General features: G+C 70.3%; 15 protein-coding genes and 1 pseudogene. 12 read left to right on the top strand and 4 right to left on the bottom strand.

What is annotated here, in order from left to right:
* Positions 1 to 380 precede the first annotated feature (380 nt).
* Positions 381 to 689: pseudogene (locus AS25_RS15210) on the bottom strand (GNAT family N-acetyltransferase); the annotation flags it as partial.
* A 58-nt stretch (positions 690 to 747) separates the two neighbouring features.
* Between AS25_RS15210 and AS25_RS04745 the strand changes: the two are divergent.
* From AS25_RS04745 to AS25_RS04725, 5 genes are all read left to right on the top strand, one after another.
* Positions 748 to 1,407 carry a TetR/AcrR family transcriptional regulator gene (locus tag AS25_RS04745; RefSeq protein WP_052160724.1) on the top strand — a complete coding sequence of 220 codons (660 nt, stop codon included), beginning with the start codon at positions 748 to 750 and terminating at the stop codon, positions 1,405 to 1,407.
* Complete coding sequence (locus tag AS25_RS04740; protein ID WP_035962163.1) at positions 1,404 to 2,351, top strand: arsenic resistance protein; 948 nt, start codon at positions 1,404 to 1,406, stop codon at positions 2,349 to 2,351. Before AS25_RS04745 ends, AS25_RS04740 begins: the two co-directional genes overlap by 4 nt.
* Before the next feature lie 127 nt (positions 2,352 to 2,478).
* Positions 2,479 to 3,426 (top strand): alpha/beta hydrolase family protein, encoded by a 948-nt coding sequence (locus AS25_RS04735; protein ID WP_253270473.1) that lies wholly within the window; start codon positions 2,479 to 2,481, stop codon positions 3,424 to 3,426.
* Positions 3,427 to 3,761: 335 nt separating this feature from the next.
* Positions 3,762 to 7,865, top strand: coding sequence for a Pls/PosA family non-ribosomal peptide synthetase (locus tag AS25_RS04730; RefSeq protein WP_035962160.1), 4,104 nt, complete (start codon positions 3,762 to 3,764; stop codon positions 7,863 to 7,865).
* Positions 7,862 to 9,295: a DUF418 domain-containing protein gene (locus AS25_RS04725; RefSeq protein WP_035962158.1), complete on the top strand. Its 1,434-nt coding sequence runs from the start codon at positions 7,862 to 7,864 to the stop codon at positions 9,293 to 9,295. The genes AS25_RS04730 and AS25_RS04725 overlap by 4 nt, the downstream gene beginning before the upstream one ends.
* A gap of 40 nt (positions 9,296 to 9,335) precedes the next feature.
* Here the strand turns inward: AS25_RS04725 and AS25_RS04720 are convergent, their stop codons facing one another.
* Both AS25_RS04720 and AS25_RS04715 read right to left on the bottom strand, forming a co-directional pair.
* A complete protein-coding gene (locus AS25_RS04720) occupies positions 9,336 to 10,118 on the bottom strand; it encodes a 4'-phosphopantetheinyl transferase family protein (protein WP_035962156.1) in 783 nt (260 codons plus the stop codon).
* The gene (locus AS25_RS04715) at positions 10,115 to 10,879 is read right to left on the bottom strand and encodes a thioesterase II family protein (RefSeq protein ID WP_035962154.1); all 765 of its coding nucleotides are present in this window, start codon (positions 10,877 to 10,879) and stop codon (positions 10,115 to 10,117) included. The genes AS25_RS04720 and AS25_RS04715 overlap by 4 nt, the downstream gene beginning before the upstream one ends.
* A 331-nt stretch (positions 10,880 to 11,210) precedes the next feature.
* Here AS25_RS04715 and ybaK point away from each other — a divergent pair, with 331 nt between their 5' ends.
* The 4 genes from ybaK to AS25_RS04700 all read left to right on the top strand — a co-directional run bounded on the left by ybaK (position 11,211) and on the right by AS25_RS04700 (position 13,181).
* Entirely contained in the window at positions 11,211 to 11,732 is a 522-nt protein-coding gene (gene ybaK / locus AS25_RS04710) for a Cys-tRNA(Pro) deacylase (protein ID WP_052160699.1), read from the top strand.
* Between the two features lie 229 nt (positions 11,733 to 11,961).
* A complete protein-coding gene (locus AS25_RS15610) occupies positions 11,962 to 12,333 on the top strand; it encodes an enoyl-CoA hydratase-related protein (RefSeq protein ID WP_437123705.1) in 372 nt (123 codons plus the stop codon).
* Between the two features lie 2 nt (positions 12,334 to 12,335).
* Positions 12,336 to 12,581: a hypothetical protein gene (locus AS25_RS04705; RefSeq protein ID WP_035962152.1), complete on the top strand. Its 246-nt coding sequence runs from the start codon at positions 12,336 to 12,338 to the stop codon at positions 12,579 to 12,581.
* 33 nt (positions 12,582 to 12,614) lie between these two features.
* Positions 12,615 to 13,181, top strand: coding sequence for an SDR family NAD(P)-dependent oxidoreductase (locus tag AS25_RS04700; protein WP_052160698.1), 567 nt, complete (start codon positions 12,615 to 12,617; stop codon positions 13,179 to 13,181).
* A 13-nt stretch (positions 13,182 to 13,194) separates the two neighbouring features.
* Here AS25_RS04700 and AS25_RS04695 read toward each other — a convergent pair whose 3' ends face one another.
* Complete coding sequence (locus AS25_RS04695; protein ID WP_206051984.1) at positions 13,195 to 13,530, bottom strand: putative quinol monooxygenase; 336 nt, start codon at positions 13,528 to 13,530, stop codon at positions 13,195 to 13,197.
* A gap of 263 nt (positions 13,531 to 13,793) precedes the next feature.
* On the opposite strand from AS25_RS04695, the gene AS25_RS04690 reads away from it, so the two are divergent.
* The 3 genes from AS25_RS04690 to AS25_RS04680 all read left to right on the top strand — a co-directional run bounded on the left by AS25_RS04690 (position 13,794) and on the right by AS25_RS04680 (position 19,008).
* Complete coding sequence (locus AS25_RS04690) at positions 13,794 to 14,477, top strand: MFS transporter (protein ID WP_253270472.1); 684 nt, start codon at positions 13,794 to 13,796, stop codon at positions 14,475 to 14,477.
* Positions 14,478 to 14,841: 364 nt separating this feature from the next.
* Entirely contained in the window at positions 14,842 to 15,252 is a 411-nt protein-coding gene (locus tag AS25_RS04685; RefSeq protein WP_052160696.1) for a hypothetical protein, read from the top strand.
* A gap of 102 nt (positions 15,253 to 15,354) precedes the next feature.
* Positions 15,355 to 19,008, top strand: coding sequence for a DNA polymerase III subunit alpha (locus AS25_RS04680; protein ID WP_084118012.1), 3,654 nt, complete (start codon positions 15,355 to 15,357; stop codon positions 19,006 to 19,008).
* Positions 19,009 to 19,091 lie beyond the last annotated feature (83 nt).

The following is a 19,091-nucleotide window of genomic DNA, read 5'->3' as shown; positions in this document are numbered from 1 at the left end:
CGTCGGGCCCCGGTATGTCCGGGATGGCCGGGCGCCGCGTGGCACGGCCGTCGACAGCGAACGTCGATCGAACCCGTCCGGGCTGGCCAGAAACCGGGCAGGGGCAGGCCTGAGATGGACCCAGGGATGTCACGGGGCGTCGCGGTCCTCGGCGGGCATTCCGACGACGAGCGTGTCCGTCCACTCGCCCTTGTTTCACCAGTCCTGACGCATGTGGGCTTCGGGGCGTATCCCCACGGCGGTCGCGAGCCGGGCGGAGGCGGTGTTGCGGGCATCCAACTGCGTGACCACGCGGCGCAGGCCGTAGTGCTCGAACGCCCCCGCAGCACCTCGGCCACGGCTTCCCCGGCGAATCCCCGTCCCGCGTGAGCGGGGTCCAGTACCCAGCCGACGTCCGCGATCCGGGGGTGCGTGTCGGTGCGCCACAGCAGAACGTCCCCGATGGGGATGCGCTCCCGCGCGATCACGAGGGCGAGGGTGTGGGTGCCACCGTCCAGATCGGATTTCGGTTCGTGTGTGACGGCCTCTCGGGTGGCGCGGGCTGCGTCCCACGGGTCGTCCAGCAAATAGCGGGCCACGTCCGGCTGGGCGTAGACCCGATGCAACCACGAGGCGTCGCCGGGGGTATGAGCGCGTCGCCGGAGCCGTTCGGTGACGAGGGGCAGGGACAGCCCAGAATCGTCGGGCATGTCCTTAAACTTACTTAGTTCGCGTGCCGGGTGAACAGTGTTCGTTTACGCTGACCCCGTGAGTTACTGGGACCATCGCAAACCCGTGCACCGCACCCGCGCCGTGGATACGGACGAGATCGGCCGAACCGCCGCCGCTCTGCTGGACGAGGGCGGGCTCCGGGCCCTGACGGTCCGCGCCGTGGCCGGTCGGTTGAACGTGGCGCCGGCGAGCCTGTACTCGCGCGTGTCGTCCGTGGACGACCTGTTCGACCTCGGGCTCGACCACGCGCTCGGCGCCGACCCCGCCATGCGACACGCGGTGGACACCTGCGAGCTCACGGACCTGATGCTCGCCTATCACGCGCACCTCACGCGCCACGGGTGGGCGTGCCTGGTGATCGGGATGCGTGCTCCCAGGGGACCCCACTACCTCCGCTTGTCGGAGCGGATGATCGCTCTCCTGGACGAGCTCGGTGCGCCCGATCCCCTCAGTGCTGCGTACACACTCGCCAACTTCACGCTCGGCAGCGCTCTGACACAGCCGATGGCCCCTTTCGAGCGCGCCGCCCCGGTCGATGCGAAGATCGCGCCGCGCTATGCCCGTCTGCACACCGAGCACCCCGTGGACACCGACGCCGTCTTCCGGTCGGGACTCACGGCCCTGACCCGAACCGCGCTGACACGGGACGGCACCGACGGCGCCGGACATGGCGGCGCGCGGCAGGGGCCCCGATGACCCGGTTCATGGAGCGGTTCCAGATACCCCTCTACCTCGCGGCGCTCGCGGTGGGCGCGCTCGCCGGCTGGTGGGCCCCGGGCCTCGGCGGCCTCGCCGCCCCCGCGGTGACCCCGGTGCTCGCGGCCCTGCTGTACGTGACGTTCCTGGGTATCCCGCTGCGCCGCGTGGGCGAAGGTCTGCGCGACCTGCGCTTCATGGCGTGCCTGGTGATCGTCAACTTCGCGGTCGTCCCGGTCATCGTGTTCGCGCTCGTCCGCGCATTCTCCATCGAGGGCCCGATGCTGATCGGGGTGCTACTGGTCCTGCTCACCCCGTGCATCGACTACGTGATCGTGTTCTCGGGCCTCGCGGGCGCCGCGAACGACCGGTTGCTCGCGGCGTCCCCCGTGCTGCTCGTCCTGCAGATGCTGACCCTGCCCCTGTATTTGTGGTCGTTCCTGGCGCCCGACGTCGCCGTGGCCGTGCACTGGGGGACATTCGCCCAGGCCCTCGCGGTGGTGATCGTCATCCCTCTGGTGGCTGCGGCAGTGACCCAGTGGGCCGCAGCGCGGTCCCCGGTGGCCCGGCGGTGGGGCCGGCTCGCCGGTGGTGCCATGGTCCCGCTCATGATGCTCACCCTCGCGACCGTGGTCGCGTCCCAGATCGCCCTCGTGGGTTCACGCGCGCAAGCGCTGCTGCCGCTCGTACCCGTCTACGTGAGCTTCGCAGCGCTCATGACGGCGCTCGGCTGGGCGGCCGGTCGCCTTGCCGGCCTGCGCGTCCGCGAGCGCCGCGCGGTGCTCTTCAGCGGGGTCACGCGCAACTCCCTGGTGGTGCTGCCGCTCGCCCTCGCGGCGCCGGACGGCACGGTCCTCGCGCCGCTCGCCGTACTCACGCAGACCTTCGTGGAGCTGCTCGTCATGCTCGCACTCGTCGGCCTCGTGCCCCGTCTGGTGCGCTGAAGCGGACGACGACGCCGCGGCGCCGGGGCGTCGCGCGGACCCGGCCGAGCGACGTCGTCTCACGCCACAGGGGTGTCGCGGGGTGGAAGGTCGAGAACTCCCAGCCCGCGGGGGTACGATTCCGGCCATGCCTACCAGTCCCACGAGGACGGGCGCGAGACATGCCTCGTGGCGTGTCGTTCTGGTGCTGGTCCTGCTGCTGGTGCTGGTGGCGGCCGTGGTCCTCGTCAGTGTGAACCCGTTCAAGTCCGCGGATCCGCCCAGGACCGACTGCACCCAGTACGGGTTGCGCGCGGACGACTCCCGAGCCTTCCCCCACACGGTGACCCTGGCCACGCAGCCGACCACCCAGGACCAGACCCAGGCCGGCGCGCTCGGCCACCTGGAGCAGACCTACACGTACCGCGGGACCACGAGTTCCTACCACGTGATCGACGGCGGGGTGGACGTCTCCAAGCCCGTGGGGCTCGTGATCGACCTGCACGGGGACGGCGGGGCGGAGTACTTCGAACCGGGTGGGCGCACCACGTGCCTGTCCGCGATCGCGGCCTCCCACAACGACCTGTTGGCCGTGCCCCTCACACCCGACTGCCAGGGCGAGTGCACGTGGTGGCAGGGGATGAGTGCCAACATGCGCTGGTTGCGCGCGTTGACCGAGAACCGGCTGCTCGCGGACCTCCCGGTGCAACGGGACCGGGTGTCGTGGTTCGGGTACTCGGGTGGCGCGGAGATGCTCAGCTACGGGGTGCTCAGCGGTGCCCGGGACCTCGTGACCGGCGGTGCGGCCATGGTGGGCGGTGGTGGCGCGCCGGACGGGCTGTCGAAGGTCCCGACCCGCCAGGAGAAGGCCGAGGTGCGCATGTGGTGGTTCACGGGTCTGCTGGACGACGGCTCAGATCCCGCGTCTGATTTCGACGCCGTCACGGCGGCCACGGAGGGTCAGCGCTTCTACGAGAAGCGCGGCTTCACGCGCACCCGCCTGGAACTGATGCCGCACCGCGACCACTTCAACATGCCGGACGCCGAGATCCTGGACGAACTGCTCGCGGCGGACGAACCCACGCCCTCCACGTGATCTACGGAACACGATTCACGGGCACACGGGGGGAAGTCCGTGGGGTGGGTCACGTTAAGTAATTCTTCAGCATGACATCCCCACCTGGGTGATGCCGGGACCGACACCGTAGATTGCATCCAAGTTCATGCTTGTCGTATTCTGGCGACGTAATCTGGGCCAGCAGGGGGATATTTTCGCTGGACACCATTGCGCATCTTCCGGATGTCACGCTGCCGTATCGGTCGGGGGACCCATCGGCATGATCCATACGTTTGCAGCACCGCGCCTCGACCGAGGACGACGTCCGCATCTCCCTGCATCACTGGTCCTTAGCAAGGGGGAGAGTACTAGCAGTGGACAGCCAAGATCTTAGGAACGGAGTCCGAGCGCTCGCGCCGGACAGGGCCGTGTACCCGGTGGAGGAACCACCGGCACCGCGCACCCTCGTCGACATCGTCCTCGAGACGGTCGCGCAATACCCGGACGCCATCGCCTTGGAGGACGAGAACGAGAGCGTTCCCTACGGGGAACTCGAGGACCGGATCGAGACCCACGTCCAGCGGTTGTGGGACATGGGCATCGGACGCGGGGACCGTGTGGGCGTGCGTGTGCCCTCCGGCGGCGTGGACCTGTACGTTGCCATCCTGGCCACCCTGTTCGCCGGCGCGGCCTACGTGCCCGTGGACTGGGACGACCCCGATGAACGCGCGCGCACCGTGTGGGAGGAAGCCGGCGTGGCCGCCGTGTTCGGTCAGGGGCTCGAACTGACCCGCAACCCGGCCGTGACCACGGGTGAGCAGACCGCCACCCCGCGTACCCGCGACGACGCCTGGATCATCTTCACCTCCGGGTCCACCGGTAAGCCCAAGGGCGTGGCGATCTCCCACCGCTCCGCCGCGGCACTCGTGGACGCCGAGGCCCTCATGTACCTGCAGCGCCGCCCGCTCGGCCCCGGTGACCGCGTGATGGCGGGACTGTCCGTGGCTTTCGACGCGTCCTGCGAGGAGATGTGGCTCGCGTGGCGCCACGGTGCCACCCTGGTGCCCGCACCGCGCAAGATCGTGCGCTCCGGCCCGGACCTGGGCCAGTGGATCGTGGACAAGGAGATCACCGCGGTCTCCACCGTGCCCACGCTCGCATCCCTGTGGCCCAATGCCGCACTGGACCGGGTGCGCCTGCTGATCTTCGGCGGCGAGGCCTGCCCCCTGGAACTGACCAAGCACCTGGTGCGCCCGGGCCGTGAGGTGTGGAACACCTACGGACCCACCGAGGCCACCGTCATCGCCACGGGCGCCCTGCTCAACGGGGAGGCCCCAGTGCGCATCGGTCTGGCCGTGCCCGGGTGGGAACTCGCCGTCGTGGACGCCGACGGCCAGCCCGTGGGCTGGGGTGAGACCGGCGAGCTGATCATCGGCGGCGTGGGTCTGGGCCGCTACCTGGACCCCGCAAAGGACGCCGAGAAGTACGCGCCGCTGGAATCCCTGGGCTGGGACCGCGCGTACCGCTCGGGTGACGTGGTGCGCGCGGACCCCGAGGGCATCGTCTTCGCTGGCCGTGCCGACGACCAGGTCAAGGTCTCGGGGCGGCGCATCGAACTCGGTGAGATCGACACGCAGATGAGCGCCGTGCCCGGCGTGAAGCTCGGCGCGTGCGCCGTGCACTCCACCCCGGGCGGTGGCAGCGTGATCGCGGGTTACCTGGTCCCCGAGTTCGAGGGCTCCGTGGATCTCTCCGAGGCGCGGCGTTGGCTCGTGGAACGACTCCCGGGGCAGATGGTCCCCGCGCTGTGCATCATGGACGAACTGCCCATGAAAACCTCCGGCAAGGTGGACCGCAAGGCCCTTCCCTGGCCGCTGCCCGCGTCCAATGACGACGGCTCCGAGTCCCTGACCGGGGACCTCGCGTGGCTCGCGGAACTGTGGGCGGACCAGCTCGGACCGCTGCCGTTCGGCCCGGACAGCGATTTCTTCGCAATGGGTGGCAGCTCCGTGGCGCTCGCCCGGTTGGTCTCGGCGCTGCGCAAGACCCACCCGGACACCGAGATCGCCAAGATTTACGCCCACCCCACCCTCGAGGGCATGGCCGGTTACCTGGCCACGCTGGGGGAGTCCCACGACGTCAAGCGGGACCCCGAGCCCACCCCCGCGAGCACCGGCTGGCTGCAGGGGCTGTTCATCCTGGCCCTGAACTTCCTGAACGGGTTCCGCTACGTGGTGGGCGCGCTCATCGTGGTGTGGCTGCTGGCCGTGGTCGCGGATGCCGGGTGGGTCCCCACGCCGCCGTTGTGGCCGCTCGTCCTGGGGTGGCTCGTGATGTTCTCCCTGCCGGGGCGCGTGTTCATCGGCGCTGCCGCGGTACGCGCGCTGACCGCGGGGTTGAAACCCGGGCACTATCCGCGGGGGAGCTGGAACCACCTGCGCGTGTGGGCCGCCGAGCGCATCGTGGTCTACAACAAGTACGACGTCCTCACCGGCACCCCCATGGCCCGCGGCCTGCACCGGTTGTTCGGCAACAAGATCGGTAAGGGCGCACACCTCTACAACACCCCGCCCGTCACGGGTCTCGTGAGTGTGGGGGAGCACTCCACCCTGGAGTTCGAATCGGATCTGTCCGGCTACTGGCTGGACGGGGACGTCTTCCACGTGGGCGCCATCGAGATCGGTGACAACGCCCGCGTGGGTACCCGCACCCTCGTGGATCCCGGGATGCGCGTGGGCCACGGCGCTGAGGTGCTGCCCGGCTCGCACGTCAGCCGCAACGTCCCGGACGGCGAGCTGTGGGGCGGTTCCCCTCTGCGCCACCATGGCTCGGCCGGCCTCACGTGGCCGGAGGATTCCCCGGAGGCCACGGGCGGCATGAAAACCTGGGGTTCGGCGACGTCGCACCTCGCGTTCTCCGCGGGCGCCGTGCTCGTGGGGTTGTTGCCCTTCCTCGCCCTGATCCCCGGGGCGCTGATCGTGCTGTCCCAGGTGATCACCATCCAGCAGTACGAGGTCGTCTTCCCGATCGTGGCCGTGTGGGTCCCCGTGTTCACCATCGTGACCGCGGTGGTGTGGTTGTTGCTCGTGGTCGCGCTCGTGCGCCTCGTGGCCGGGATGATCGTGCCGGGGTACTTCCCCCAGAACGGTCCCGTGGGGTGGGCCATGTGGCTCACCGAGACGCTCATGCAGCGCACCCTGATCTCCACCTACCCCGTGTACGCGTCCTGCATCACTCCGTGGTTCATGCGCCTGCTTGGGGCCAAGGTGGGGCGCAACGTGGAGATCTCCACCGCGGAGACCATCCCGCACCTGACCACGCTCAAGGACGGGTCCTTCCTGGCTGACCACGCCCTGGTCACGTCCCACCGCGCCGGGTTTGGATGGCTGCACGTGGGTACCTCCGTGATCGGTGAGCGCACCTTCGTGGGCAACTCCGGGATCGTGGGACCGGACCGGGACCTGCCCGCGGACGCCCTCGTGGCCGTGCTCAGCTCCGCCCCGCACCACGCACCCGCCGGTTCGTCCTGGCTGGGTCGCACAGCCGAGCCGATCGCCCGCGCCAAGACCGAGGCCGACGCCGAGTCCACGTTCCGCCCGCAACGGCGGCTCAAGGCGGCGCGTGCGTTCGTGGAGTTCTTCCGCTTCGTGCCCGCCATGGTCTCGGCCTGGTTGGACCTCATCATCGTGTACGTCCTCACCGAGATCTACATGTCCCACGGGATGGGTGTCACGGGTGTGGTGGCCGCGTTCGCGTGGTCCGGTGTGGTGCTCACGGTCGCCAGTACCGTGGCCTGCCTGGTGCCGGTGCTCGTCAAGTGGGCCCTCGTGGGCCGCTTCCGACCGAGCGAACGGCCGCTGTTCAGCTCATTCGTGTGGCGCAACGAACTCACGGACGTGTTCGCCGAGTCCCTCGCGGTCCCGTCCATGATCCGCCTGAGCGTGGGTTCGCCCATGTTCAACCTGTGGGCGCGCCTGATGGGTGCGCACATCGGTCGCGGCGTGTGGTGCGAGTCGTGGTGGCTGCCCGAGTTCGACCTCGTGCGCCTCGAGGACAACGTGTCCGTCAACCGCGGCACGGTCCTGCAGACCCACTTGTTCCACGACCGGGTCATGCGGATGGAGCCCGTGACCATGCGGCGGGGATCCACGCTGGGCCCCAACAGCTTCGTACTGCCGGGTGCGACGATCGAGGAGCGCACCACCGTGGGCCCCGGGTCCCTGGTCATGCGGCAAGAGACGGTGCCCCCGGATGGCAACTGGGGCGGTAACCCCATCCGTCACCTCGCACCGGGGGACCAGGCGATCAGCGCCGAGGTCGTGCCCGCGATCGAGTCGGACCACGTGTCCACCGCACCGTTGCTCGGAGCTGCACCGGCGTCGCAGTTGAGCGCGGGATCGTCCGCGATGGCCACGGTCCGCACGGACGTCGTCCCCGCGGGGAAGATCTCCGGCAAGCACGAGGGAGTCACCGAATGACGCAGCAGAGCACGCAAGAAGTCGTCCTGGAGGGTGACCTGCCCGTGGGACAGCGCCCGCAACCGGGGCGCCGTCCACCGCGAGAGGTGTGGTTGGGCGACCGCGGGGACGAGGGTTGCACCGCGGCGGAGAGCGGTCTGTGGACCGCCGCGACCCCGGTGGTCACCGCCCCGCCGCGTTCCACGTCCGCACCGCGTCAGGGTGCGGCCACCCGCAACGTCACGAGCGCGGACGGCCGCCGCACCAAGCGCCGCATCATGGGCGTGGACGTGGCGCGTGGGTTCGCGCTCATCGGGATGATCGCGGTGCACGTGCTCTCCGCGACGAACGCCGCGGGGGACCCGTCCCTCGAATGGACCCTGTTCGCCGGGCACTCGGCCGCGCTGTTCGCGACGCTCGCCGGTGTGAGCCTCGCGTTCATGACCGGGGGGCGCACCCCGCGCCACGGTCGTGACGGCTCCCGGGCACGGTTCTCCATCCTGGTGCGCGCCCTGTTGCTGTTCGCGATCGGGCTGACCGTGAACCTGCTCGAACTGCCCGTGTACAACATCCTGATCTACTACGGTCTGATGTTCCTGCTGGCCATTCCGTTCACGCTCATGAGTGTGCGGTGGCTGCTGGCCTCCGCGGCGTTCTTCGCGGTGGTCATGCCGTTCGTGATGCAGTGGTCGCTGTCGGTGCTGCCCGCCCACGTGTACGGCAACCCCAGCTTCCTGGAGATCTTCTCGGACCCGGGCTCCGTGTTCGCGGAGCTGTTCCTCACGGGCACCTACCCGGCGCTGCCCTGGATGACGTTCATCTGCCTGGGCCTGGCCCTGGGCCGGTTGCCCCTGTCCCGCGACCGGGTGCAGGTGCTGCTCGTGATCGTGGGCGCCGTGGTCGCGGCCCTGTCCCGCGGTATCTCCATGCTCATGCTGCTGCGGTTCGACCTCGAGGACGCGTTGATCAACGCGACGCCGTGGATGACGTCCGAGGACGTGTGGAACGTCCAGTACTACGGCCCGGACCCCCAGCTGCCGGACACCACGAACCTGTGGTTGCTGCTCACGGGTCCGCACACCAACACCCCGCTCGCCCTGTTCGAGAGCGCGGGCATGGCCATGATCGCCCTGGGTGCGTTCCTGCTGCTGTGCCGCGTGATCGGCAAGTGGCTCACGTGGCTGGGTGCCATGGGCTCCATGACGCTCACGCTCTACGTGTGGCACCTGATCTTCCTGGCGTTCGTGTGGACGGACGGCACCCCGTGGTTCTGGTACATCGTCCAGATCGTGGTGGCCGCCCTGTTCGCGGTGGCGTGGCAGCACGCCGTGGGGCCGGGTCCGCTCGAGCGGTTCGTGACCCGGGTGTCCAAGGGCGCCGCGGCCGCGGTGATCCAACCCAAGAAGGCGCCCCCGCGGCGTCGGGTGGAGACCCCGCGACGTCGCCACTGAGCGACGCCGCCCCGCGGGGCGGATGACGAGCGAACGGACCTCAGCCCTGCGGGGCGGGGTCCGTTCGCCATGCCACGGCCAGGCGCGCGTTCTCCCGCGCCGTGGTGCGCACGTCGCTCACGCTCCACCCGCGGCCGTAGTCCGCGCGCGCGGCCGATCCCACGTGGATGCTTGCGGGGTCGCGGGACAGGCCCGTCCGCCAGCCCTTCACGAGCGCTTCCACGCGCACCCACGTGCGGGTCACGGCCACGGCACGACGTCGCCCGCGCACGCGGGAGAGTCGGGCACGGTCCGCGGGGTGCAGGACGTCGAGCAGCACGTTCGCCTCCACCTCGGACTGCAGGCGTTCCACGTCCACACCCACGGCACGCTGGGCCGTGACGAGGGCGATGACCCCGGCCGTGCGCGAGACCGAGAACCGGACGGGGCGCACGTGACCCAGCGCGGAGGACGCCGCGAGCTCGGGACCGGCGTCACCGCGGGATCCGGACACGGCCGCCGCGCGACCGTGCACCTCGTGGGGCGCCCCGGTGCGAGGGTCGTGACTGATCGGGACCTCGTGGGCGGCGCACCCGAGTCGGTGGGCCAGAACGTGGCGCAGAGCGACGCGTGAGACCACGAACAGTTCACGGGTGTGGGAGTCCTGCAGCGCACACGCCCGGGACAGTTCGTCTTCCGTGAGGCAGTCCACGGCGGAGAACGCCCAGGACGAGACGTCCTCGAGGTGCAGGACGTGCAGCGTGAGATCCGCCGGCGCACCGGGCACGCGGCGTCGTTGTGCTGCCCACACGGGCTGGCGGTGCGCGACCGCGTGCGCGCTCATCGGGCGCCACCCGTCGTGCCGTCGACAGCGGACCGCAACGCGTCGTGCAGCTCGCGTGCGTGATCGAACAGCCCGTGATGGCCCCCGGGGATCGTGAGTGTGGCAGTGCCCCCGGTGCTCGTCCACCCCGCCATGGACTCCGCCGACGCCGTGCGGTCCTCCTGTGCGTGGACGAGCAGCAGGGGCGTGGCGAGGTCTGGCGGGGCGGCGTCGTAGCTCAACGACGCCCGAAGATCCGCGCGCAACGGGGCCAGGACGAGCTCACGCAGACCAGGGTCCGTGAGCAGCTCCTCGGGGGTGCCCCCGAGCTCGAGCAACCAAGCGGCCAGAGCGGCGTCGTCCTCGAGGATCGACGCGAGGTGCGGATCGCGATCCGGGGGCGCGGCCTTGGCGGAGAGTACCGTGCGCTCGAGCCGACCCGGGCGCTCGCGGTCCAGGGCCGCGGTGAACTCGGCGGCGAGCAGCGCACCGAAGGAGTGACCGAGCGCGACCGTGGGCCGCTCGTCCGCGTCGAGGATCGGCAGCAGCGCCGCAAGCGCTTCCGCGACGAGCTCCGGGACGTCCACGACAGCGGGTTCGGCCATACGTGATTCCCGGCCTGGACGGCGGTGGGTGAGCACCTCGGTGTCCGCGGCCTGCAGATCGCGGCCGGACAGTGCCCCAGCGCCGGCGTGGGGGAAGACGACGAGGCGCCGTTGCGGGGTGAACGGGCCGGAGAACCACTGGGCGAGGGCCGTGGCGGGGGGTGGGGTCGTAGCCAACTTCCCGGACCTCCTGAATCCTGGGTGTGCCGACTGCCGCCGGTGCCGCGCGTGGGCGACGCTCGCTCGGTACGTGCCGGGCTGTTCCACCGGGCGGCCCTGTGGGGCGTTGCGGCGGGTGCTCCGGTGCGGGTCCGGGGTGCTGCGAGTGGGCGTCTTACTGCGAGGCGTCCGGGGGAGAGGCTGCGGTGGGGGGGACTTCTCGTCCGCGCTGCGGGAGGACCTAGACTCGAGGTGCGGGGCACCGGCCCTTCCGTGGTGTGGACGTGGTCCCACAGTACCGAACCCGTCTGGGTGTGCTCCCCCGCAATCCGGGAAGTGACCCGGGTGCATGACGGACGCGGCATGGGAGGAACCCGTGGGGAAGAAGACACAACGAGCATCGGCCACGCCCGCCACACTCGCCCTCGAGCGCGCTGGCGTGCAATTCGAGGCCATGGGTTACGAGCACGATCCCCGCGTCACGGCCTACGGGCGCGAAGCGGCCGAGGCGCTGGGGCTGCCGCCGCAGTGTGTGTTCAAGACCCTGGTGGTGCAGACGGATCACGATGGCTTTGGGGTGTGCGTGGTGCCTGTGGCGCAGAGTGCGGACCTGAAAGCGGTGGCCGTCGCGCTGGGTGCCAAGAAGGCCCGGTTGGCGGATCCCGGGGAGGTCCAGCGACTGACTGGCTACGTGCTCGGCGGAGTGAGCCCTCTGGGTCAGCGCACCCGCTTGCCCACGGTGATCGACGACGGCGCTCGGCGGTTGGACCGGATGTACGTCTCCGGTGGCCGACGCGGGCAGGACGTGGGCCTGGCCCCGCGGGATCTGGCCGAGCTCACCGGGGCGGTGTTTGCGGCGATCGCCCGCTGAGGTGGTCGCCGCGATCGCTCGGTGACCGGGCACGGTTTCATCTTCCGACCCTTGACGCGCCATGAAGTGGATCCAGATTTATTCGTGATGAATACTGATTCACTTACCGACACCTCGGCCCTCGCCCCGGAGGGCGCGGCCCGTCGTGCCCGCAAGGAGGCCCGCCGGAACCAGCTGCTGCGTGCGGCCGGTGCGGTGCTGGACGAACTCACCGAACGGGTCCCGGGAGGTGGAATCGCTCCGACCCCTGGTCGAGGCCATCCAGGAGGCCGTGCGCAGCGGTGCGTTCGTGGAGCTGGACGTCGAACTGCTTGCGTACGACCTGGTCCTGCTGGCTCACGGGTGGGACGCTGAAGTCGTGGTACTTCGAGCGGCGGCACACGTTCGATTCCTACGTCCGGGGCCAGCCCCGCCTGGTCCTGGCCGCCGCAGTGGCGCCCGAGCGCCGTCGCGCCCGAGGGCCGGCCTCAAGCCCGTGATCGCGGCGGTCAACGGACTCGCGATCGGTGGCGGGCACGTGCTGCACGTGCCGTGCGATCTCACGATCGCCTCGAGCACCGCGCGCTTCGGTCAGTCCGGGCCCAAGGTGGGTTCGTACTGATCGTGGAGGAGATCGCCCGCGGTGACTTCAACGCGGGCTCGGACGCCGGCAACCCGAGGATGACGGCCCGGCGCACTGACGACGGTTGGGTCATCAACGGCACCAAGGCGGTGAGCCGCGGCCTGATGCGCTGCGAGGACGTCCTGGTCCCGCGCGAGCACCTGATCGGCCCCGGGGGCGCGGGATTCACCCAGGTCATGGAGCTCATCATTTCCCGCGAATCGGCCGGACGCGGGTACACACCCTGACCGGGATCGACAGCACGACCAGGAGGATTTCCCATGAACGAGCACACCACCGAAACCACCGCACGGGCGGCGATCGTGACCGGCATCGGACAGGGCATCGGAGCGGCCATCGCCGAGCCGCTGCACGAGGCCACTGAGGAGTGGACCCGCGAGATCGTGACCGCGGAGCTGCTCGGGGTGCTCACTGTGGCTCGCCATGTCCTGCCGCATCTGCGTGCGGCGGGAGCCGCGGGTCGGCGGGCGAGCTTGGTCGTGGTGTCGTCGGACAGTGCCAAGGCGGGCTCGTTCGGGGACGCGGTGTCGTCGGCCGCGCGGGCGGGTGTGCTGGGCATGGTGCGCTCCGTGGCGCGCGAGAACGCCGTGGTACCCATGACGGTCAACGCCGTGTGCCCGGGTCCCACGGACACCGCGATGTACCGCGAGCTCGCGGACGCCCAGGGCCTCACGGGGAAGGTCTTCTTCGGGATGACGCGGGGCATCCCCGCGCGCAGGCTCGGCACCCCCGAGGAGGTCGCGGCCACGATCCACTTCCTGCTCTGCCCGGGGACGGCCTACATCACGGGCCAGGCGATCTCGGTGAGTGGTGGGTTGACGATGTGATGGAGGCGCCGGGTCAGCGCGGGATGCCCGCCACGGCTTGCAGCCGGTGGCTGGTCATGCCTTCACGGTCGATGATCGGTAAGGCCCGCTGGATCCGCTCCTGGACGGCCGGGATCTGGAGGGACGCTTGATGGTCCTCCTCGGTGTCCCAGACCTCGGTGACCCACACGGCATCAGGATCCTCGGGATCGGTGGCCACGAGGTAGAGGCGGCAACCGGGCATGGGCTCGGCGGCGTCGTTCTCGGCCAGGATGCCCGCGAGCGCGTGTCCGTTCCCGGGGGTGGAGCGGAGGCATCCGTGGAGCATGAACAGGGCGGTGGTGTCGGCTGTGCCGACGGATGTCGTCATGGAGCCAATCTAACCGCTATGTGTCGTGGAACACAGGGGTGCTGGCGGACAATGCCGGCGCTCCCGAAAGGGGCACGGACACCATGCCCCGGAACTGCTCCAGGGCATCATCTCCGGGCGCTTCGTCCGGGTGTGCAACGTCCGAACGGTGCCCGAGCGGCGTCGTAGTGTGAGCTCATGCGCCAGCGGACGACGACGGACACGGCAGCGCGCCCCGGCGCTGGCAGGGTGCTTTTCGCGGCGATCGCGGGAACGGTTATCGAGTGGTACGACTACGCGTTGTACGGCACCGCGGCCGGGCTCAGCATCGGCCGCTGTTCTTCGCGGGGATGGACTCCGGGGCGTCGCCCAAACGCCGCGGGCTCTACACCTCGTTCGTGCTCTCCGCGCCGCCCGCCGGCATCGTGCTCGCGTGCGTCGCCTTCCTGTGGGCCGCATCCCTGGGCGACGACGCTCTGCTCACGTGGGCCTGGCGCATCCCCTTCCTGGTGTCGGTGGTGCTCTTCGCGCTCGCGGTGTTCATCCGGGCCGCGTTCTCGCTGTCGTTCATGACGTCCCCCGAGGTCGGGATGAGCAGGGGCTCCGCGTTGCTGGCCGTGAGCATCGGCGCCGTGGGGGCGTTTCCGCTGTTCTGGGCGCTGTCCTCGGGGGATCTGGTGCTCGCGAGCGTCGCGACCGCCGTGGGGTACGGACTGGTGATCGCGTGCACCTCCGGCTCCCAGGGCGCGCTCCTGGCCGGCCTGTTCCCCACGGCGGAGCGCTTCAGCGGTATCGCGTTGGCGCGCGAGACCAACGGTGCGATCGTGGCGGGTTTCAGTCCGCTGATCGCGGTGGCACTGATCTCCGCGGCCGGCGGCAGCACGTGGGGAGCGGCCTTGTTCCTGGCGGCGTGCTGCCTCAGCCCCGTGCTCGCGGTGCTGCTGATGCGCTCGCGGCAGTATGCATGAGATGCCGGTGGCATGGTCGGCGGGTCCGGGGCGTCGCCCAGGGCGGCGGGCCCGCGGTATTTCCCCGGTCACGGCGCAGAGAATCACCGACCGGGAGGGCCGATAATCGCCTCACGCGTGTTCTGTCATCGCAGCGTGAGGGTTTCCACCGGCTGGCCTGTGACCGCGGCAATCAAGTCGAAGTCCTTGTCCATGGCCAGCACCGTCAGCCCAGCCTTCTCAAAGATCTCACCCACGCCCGTGTGCGGGCATCTCTCCGGTGACCGACACCGCTGTGGCGTCGGTCGCTTATGCGTGTCGGACGATCTTGGCACCGTCTCAGTAGTCGAATAAAGTTTCGAATAATCGGGGAGGCTAAGCCACCATGACGGTGCTGGAGATGACGGAGACCGGGCAGTACGAGGACCCGTGGGACGCGGTTCCGGTGATCGGTGCGGGCATGCCGGTGGAGCGTCCCACGGGGCTGGTGGGCGGCTCCACGGACCCCGCCCTCGATGATCTCGCGGTGGTGTGTGACATCACCGGGACGCCGTGTGTGGTGACGTACCGCGGTGAGGAGCATCGCGTCCTGCAGCCCGTCGTTCGCTGGTACGAACGCCGGAATTGGTGGGATGTGGAGGTCCGCGTGCCGCGTGAGAGCCGCACGAGCGCGGTGGATCAGGAGCGGTGGCGGGTGCAGGTCGTCCGGCCCGGGGTGGTTATCGCACGCACCTTCGAGCTGGTCCGGAACCAGTTCACCGATCAGTGGCGGGTGCTCCGTGTCAGCGCCGCATGAGACCGCCCGTGGTCGCTGTGCGGAGTCCTTCCGTGTCACTTCATGTCGCCCGCGGAGCCGTCCGCGATTGACAGAAGTTCGAATAAAGTTTCGAATATGGGCATGTGGTTCCCCCATCTTCACGTGGCCTCGGCCTTCAGTGCGCACTACGGTGTGGCGCGTCCGGAAGAACTCGCCCGGGCGGCCGCATCCCAGGGAGCACAGGTCCTCGCGTGCACGGACCGGGACGGCCTCTACGGGGCCGTCAAACACGTGCTGGCATGCCGCGCGCACGGTCTCGCTCCCGTCCTGGGTGTGGACATCGCCCTGCTGCGGACCCCGCGCGCCGGCGCGGGAGGCGCGCAGGGCCGGGTGGCCGGGCAGAATCGGGCGGCCGGACAGCGACGTCGTCCGGCGGCACCCGTGGTGATCGGCCGGGTGGTGGTCCTGGCCACGGGACGCAACGGGGGAGCCGGGTACGCGGCCCTGTGCCGGGTGGTCTCCGCCGCCCACCGGGCTCATGACCGGCACGCGGCCCATCCCATCGGACTCAGCGCGGAGCAGTTGGCGCGGCACGTGCATCGTGCGGCGCGCCACGGTGATCCCGGGCTCGTGGTGCTGCTCGGCCCGGACTCGGACGTGGGTCGGCTGCTCGTGGGACGGCACTACCACGCGGCGCGCACTGCGCTGAACCGATGGCGTCACGCGCTGCCCGCGGGGACCCTCGTGGTGGAGACGGTGACCCACCTGGCGCCCCAGGGTGTACCCCTGAGCATGGGGCACGCGGTGCGGATGTTCCAGATCGGGCGGCAGGCGCAGCTGCCCGTGGTGCTCAGCAACGCCGTGCGCTACGCCCACCCGGGGCAGGCCGTGACCGCGGACGTCCTGGACGCCGCCCGGACATTGATGTCCCTCGACGAACTGGCCGGGGCGGATCGCGGTGTGCTGCAACCCAACGGGCAGGGCTGGCTCAAGGACGGTGACGAGATGAGTCTGCTGGCCCGGGAGATCGCCCTCGCCGCGGACCACGGTCAGGCGGGACACGGCGCGCTGCTCGCGGACACCCACCACCTGGCCCAGCGCTGCCGTCTGGATCCGGAGGGGGATCTCGGGGTGGACCGTCCGGTGATTCCGGAGGCCTCGGTGATCGGGGTGAGCGGTGACCCGGACCGGGAACTGGCCCAGCGTTGCTACGCGGGACTCGCCCGGTTGCATGCCGGCGAGGACTGGGACCGCACCGTGCCCGGACTCAACCGGGAGTCCCTGCGCGGACGGTTGGAACGGGAACTCGCGGTGATCGCCCAGCTCGGCTTCGCCGGGTACTTCCTGACCGTGGGGGAGGTCTCGGAACTGATGAGCGGCATGGGTGTGCGTCACGCCGCCCGCGGCTCCGGGGTCTCGTCCCTGGTGGTCCACCTGTTGGGGATCTCACCGGCGGATCCGCTCGAGTACGACCTCGTCTTCGAACGCTTCCTCTCCCCGCTGCGCCCCAGCCTGCCGGACATCGACATCGACATGGAGAGCGCGCAACGCCACGCCGTCTACCACCGGATCTTCGAACGCTTCGGCCCCCGCCGCGTCACGCTCATGAGCATGCAGAACGCCTACCGCTCCCGCGGAGCCGTGCGGGACGCCGGACTGGCACTGGGGCTCGAGGCCCAGGAGGTGGACCACGTGGCCACCCAGTTGTGGCGCGTGCCCGGGGGCACCCTGCGGGAGGAGATCGCACGCCGGCCCGAACTCGCCCCGCTCGCGGAGCGGCTGCGCAGCAACCGGCAGTTGGACCTGCTCGTGGATCTCACTGAACGCCTCGACAGACTACCCCGGCACATCTCCATGCATCCGTGCGGGGTGATCCTCTCCGACACCACCCTGTTGCAGCGCACCCCCGTGCAGGCCAGCGGGATCGGGCTGCCCATGTCCCAGTACGACAAGCACGACATGGACCCCATGGGGCTGATCAAACTCGACATCCTGGGCGTGCGCATGCAGTCCACCCTGGCCCACGCCGTGGAGGAGATCACCCGGTTGCGACCCCACGAACCCCCGCCCAGCCTCGACACCATGCCCCGGGACGACCCCGACACCTTCCGGCTGATCAGCTCCACCCACACCCTGGGGTGCTTCCAGATCGAGTCCCCCGGGCAGCGGGAACTGATCGGGACCATGGGACCGGAGGAGTTCAACGACCTCGTCGTGGACATCTCCCTGTTCCGCCCCGGGCCCATGCAGGCCGCCATGGTCCGGCCCTACCTCAACGCCCGCCACGGCTGGTCCACCCCCACCTACCCCCACCCGGACCTCCAGGAGATCCTCGCCGAGACCCGCGGGGTGGCCGTCTACCACGAACAGATCATGCGCATCATGGACCGGATGACCGGGTGCGGTCTGGCCCGCGCGGACATCTGGCGGCGACTGCTCGGCTCCGCCTCGGAGGAGCCCGTGGAAACCGCTTTCCGCGACGGCGCCCGCGCTCAAGGCTACGCCCCGGACGTGATCGACACGGTGTGGGGGATCCTGCACGCGTTCGGCAGTTTCGGTTTCTGCAAGGCCCACGCGGTGGCCTTCGCGGTGCCCACCTATCAGTCGGCGTGGTTGAAGACCCATCACCCGGAGGCGTTCATGGCCGGGGTGTGGGAACATGACCCCGGGATGTACCCCGCCCGCCTGCTCGTGGGGGAGGCCCGCCGCATGGGGATCCCCGTGCTGGGCCCGGACGTCAACCGCAGCACGGACCACCACCGGGTGGAGTCGGTCACGCCGCGGCCAGGGACCGTGGTCTCGGGGGACCTGGACCGGGGGATCCCCCACACCCAGGACGGTGCGTGGGGGATCCGGATGTCCCTGGGTTCCATCACGGGGATCAGCGCCGCGGAGATCGAACGTCTCGTGGCCGCCCAGCCCTACAGCACGCTCGCCGAACTGCGGGTGCGCGCCCGGCCCACCCGGCGCACGCTGCAACGGCTCGCGGAGGCGGGCGCCCTGGACTCCCTGTTGCACCGCGCCGAGACGCGGGCCTCCCACACGGACATGGTCCACTTCCTGCGGGAACAGGCGGATCGGCCCGCGACCGGGCGCGGGACCTCGGCCCGTGCGCAGCCCGGGGAGGGGCAGCTGGCCCTGCCCCTCGGGGACGTGGACCTGGCCGCCCTTCCGGCGCGGCTGCCTGAACCGAGCACGGGGGAGCGGGTCAAAGCGGAGATGGACACCATGCGCATCGAGGTCAGCGCCCACCTCATGGACTCGCACGGTGAGCTCATGCGTTCCTACGGGGCCACCCGCGCCGAGGACCTGTTGGGGTTGCGCAACGGCACCGAGGTGATCGTAGCTGGCGTGCGGGTCTCCACCATGACCCCGCCCATGCGCAGCGGCAAACGCGTGGTCTTCATCTCCCTGGACGACGGCTCCGGGGCCGTGGACTGCACGTTCTTCGACGAGGCCCAGGCCGCCTCCGGTGAGGTGCTGTTCGCCCCCACGCTGCTGCTGGTCCACGGTCACACGCGCCGCACGGGCCCGCGGGGGATAGGGATCCAGGCGGCTCAGGCGTGGGACCTCTCCCGCCCGGAGACCCTTCCGGATCCCCGGTCCCTGCTGGGTTCGCGGCCCACACCGTCCCGTCCGCCGCGACCGGAGTCCGCCGAGGGCCCCGGACGACGCCGCGGCCACGGCCCCGAACGGCCCGGCACCTCCCGGGGCCGCGCCCCCCAGGGGGACAGCGCCGTCGCCGGTGCGCACCCCCGCACCAGAACGGAGGTGAAACCCCAGGTCAGAAGGTGAATAACCGGCGCGCGGCTCGTGCCCCACGGGACACCGGGGCGCCACGTGGCCGTAACGCGGTGACCCTAGCGTGTGACTCATCC

This window comes from Kocuria marina (genome assembly GCF_000786655.1).
Lineage (GTDB): Bacteria > Actinomycetota > Actinomycetes > Actinomycetales > Micrococcaceae > Kocuria > Kocuria marina_A.
This window is presented reverse-complemented; position numbering and strand designations above follow the sequence as displayed.